Source organism: Nonomuraea aridisoli, assembly GCF_003236395.1.
Lineage (GTDB): Bacteria > Actinomycetota > Actinomycetes > Streptosporangiales > Streptosporangiaceae > Nonomuraea > Nonomuraea aridisoli.
This window is the reverse complement of the sequence record NZ_POUD01000511.1, coordinates 1-2,386: the sequence shown is the minus strand read 5'-3', so window position 1 is coordinate 2,386 and position 2,386 is coordinate 1. Positions and strand designations below refer to the sequence as shown.

Annotated in this window: 1 protein-coding gene, 1 rRNA gene and 1 pseudogene; 2 read left to right on the top strand and 1 reads right to left on the bottom strand. The window is 64.3% G+C overall.

Annotated features, from left to right (window positions below; all coding sequences use genetic code 11):
• Nucleotides 1-28 precede the first annotated feature (28 nt).
• Nucleotides 29-145, top strand: a 5S ribosomal RNA gene (gene rrf / locus C1J01_RS47595).
• Between the two features lie 249 nt (nucleotides 146-394).
• Here the strand turns inward: rrf and C1J01_RS47590 are convergent.
• Nucleotides 395-1,642, bottom strand: a complete 1,248-nt coding sequence (locus tag C1J01_RS47590) for a hypothetical protein (RefSeq protein WP_111185696.1) — start codon at nucleotides 1,640-1,642, stop codon at nucleotides 395-397.
• 121 nt (nucleotides 1,643-1,763) lie between these two features.
• Between C1J01_RS47590 and C1J01_RS52895 the strand changes: the two are divergent.
• Nucleotides 1,764-2,335 (top strand): annotated as a pseudogene (locus tag C1J01_RS52895) (ISL3 family transposase); the annotation flags it as partial.
• Nucleotides 2,336-2,386: the final 51 nt, after the last annotated feature.

Here is a 2,386-nt window from a genome sequence, read left to right as displayed (position 1 = left end):
CAAGCGGTGCTTGTGTGTTTCGGAGGGTTACGGCGGTTATGGCGGGAAGGAAACACCCGGTTACATTCCGAACCCGGAAGTTAAGCTTCTCTGCGCCGATGGTACTGCACTCGGGAGGGTGTGGGAGAGTAGGTCACCGCCGGACAATCTTTTGTGGGAGGGGTTTCGACGCCTGTGGGTGTCGGGCCCCTCCCTTTTTGCGTTTCCTGGGTGACTGTTTTGTGGTTGCGGGTGACCGGGTCTGGTGTTGGTTCGCTTCACGTTGGTGGGGCCCGTTCTGTGTTTCTGGGGTTGAGCGGTTCGGAGCCCATCGCAATTGAGGGTGCAGCTGGGGGCCGAATCCGCCGGTCTCCAGCAGCGAACAGCCCGCCGCCGGGGCGGTTGTGCCGGCGTCTCAGCCTTCGTCGTCGCGTTCCTCATCGTCCCCGCGCCGACGGAGCACCCGCCCTGTAATCCCGTTGGAGAGCTTGCCTGACACCGTTCTGGCTCGGTCGAAGGTCTCGTTACCGAGGCGTCTGGCGGTATTGATGCTCTCTGCTCCCGTCTCGAACACCTTGTCCCTCGCCTCCGCGGCCGCGTCCATCCATCGTCTCGCGTCCAATGATTGCTGACTGCTTTCGATCCCGAGCCTCCCGTGGAAGTCAACGACGGCGATCGCGACATGGTTGCTGGAATGCACCACAGCTGGGGACGCGGTCGGGTGCAGCAGCACCTTCGTGTTGGCCGTGCCGACAGCCGCGATGACGCGGGCCATCAGACGCTCGGTGCTCCGTGAGATGAGTTCCATCCGGTTCTGCCGGGCAGCCCGCAGTGCGAGGCGATGTCGGTCCAGCTCATCCGGAGACGTATCCAGCACGCGGTCGAGTTCGAGCACCGCGATCGCGTCGTGCAGTTGGAAGCAACGAGCCAGAACGGCGAGCCACTCCCGAACTGTGAACTCTGCGTCCTTGGACGCCTTGGCGAGATCACCGATCCTGGTCTTGTACATCTTTTCGGCGAGCGAGTCGAGTTGGCGTAACGCGTAGGCCTGGGTTCGCGCGATCGTCATCGAGGTGGTCTGCACCTTTGACCACGTGACCTCGGAGACCCGACCCACCTGCTCTCGGATCGCCATGGCCTCCTCGATGACGAAGCCCGCTCCGATCATGTCCGCCAACACCGCGTCCTTCTGGGCACGGAGCACGTCGTCGACTTTCTTGTCGATCGCGGCGAGGTAGTCGGTGATCTCGTTCATGGTGTGCTGCATCGCGAGCTGTGCCATGAGTCCCGCGACGCCAGCCAGAAGTGCCGGGTTGGTCAGAAGCGAGCCGCGCGTCCCCGCCAATTCGAGGAGTCCTTTGATCTTGCCGTTGTCTGTCAACACGGCGCGGCTGACACCCGGACTCGAACCCTTCATCAGCTCGGACTTCTTGAGAGCTTGAGCGGACTGCTCAGTCAACTTCACCCAGCGACCCGAATTGGCTGCGATCACGGAACCTGCCTGCGTGGCTCCGGCCACGGCACTGAGGATGGATCCGAGCCTTGGTAGTCCGAGGTCCTTCGACGGCAGTCCTTCGGAGAGGAGGAAGCGTTCGACCTCCGTCGGACTTCCGATGACTACCAGGCCATCGCCGTCGCTGATCAGCTGGATGTCGTCTTCCATAGTCGGCTCCTGGAGTAGCTCTTCGCAGTTGAGGGCGTGGGCGGTGTGCGTGGCGGCGGCCGGGTAGGGGCTGAAGTCCGAGGGCCGAAGTTCTCACACTGGCCGCCTGGAAGACCTCGACGTGGGTGACGCTACCTGCGCCTGCCGTGACCTGACTGCCTTTCTGCCGCCTCGATGAGCTCGGCCGGAAGTAACCGGGGAGCGTGTGGAGCCGGATTGGACGGTTCTTGCCTGCCGCGTCGTAGGCGTCGAGACTGGCGCCGGTGCCGCCGTTGCGGCGTGAAGGAGTGCCACGGGACGCGGTCATGTGGCGTTTTGCGCATGGGCCGCTGGATTGGTGCCCGATGACGTCGGTGATTACGGTGCGCCGCTGCCGGTTCGGGGGCGGGCGCTTTGGCGGCAGGACACGTCCAGGGCGGTGAGCCGCGGGCCAAGCGTCGCGCTGGGGGTCTGTGCTGGGCGCTGGAAGGGAATGTGGTCCAGCACCTGACCGTCGCTAGGGTCGTCGAGGGCCTGGCGGTGTTCTGGTCGGTGGTCGACGAACGCGGTCCTGGCCGAGGGGAAGCGCGTTCTGATCGACCCGACTCGGTTCGACGGCGTGCGCGCGATCGGGGTCGACGAGTAGTTGTCCCCCCGCATCGGCCCGGGGACGAGTACGTCACCCTGATCATCGATCTGACCCGGCGCGATGGCATCTTCGTCTGGGTGAGGTGGTGTGTTGGTCGAAGGGGGTGAATCGGTGGG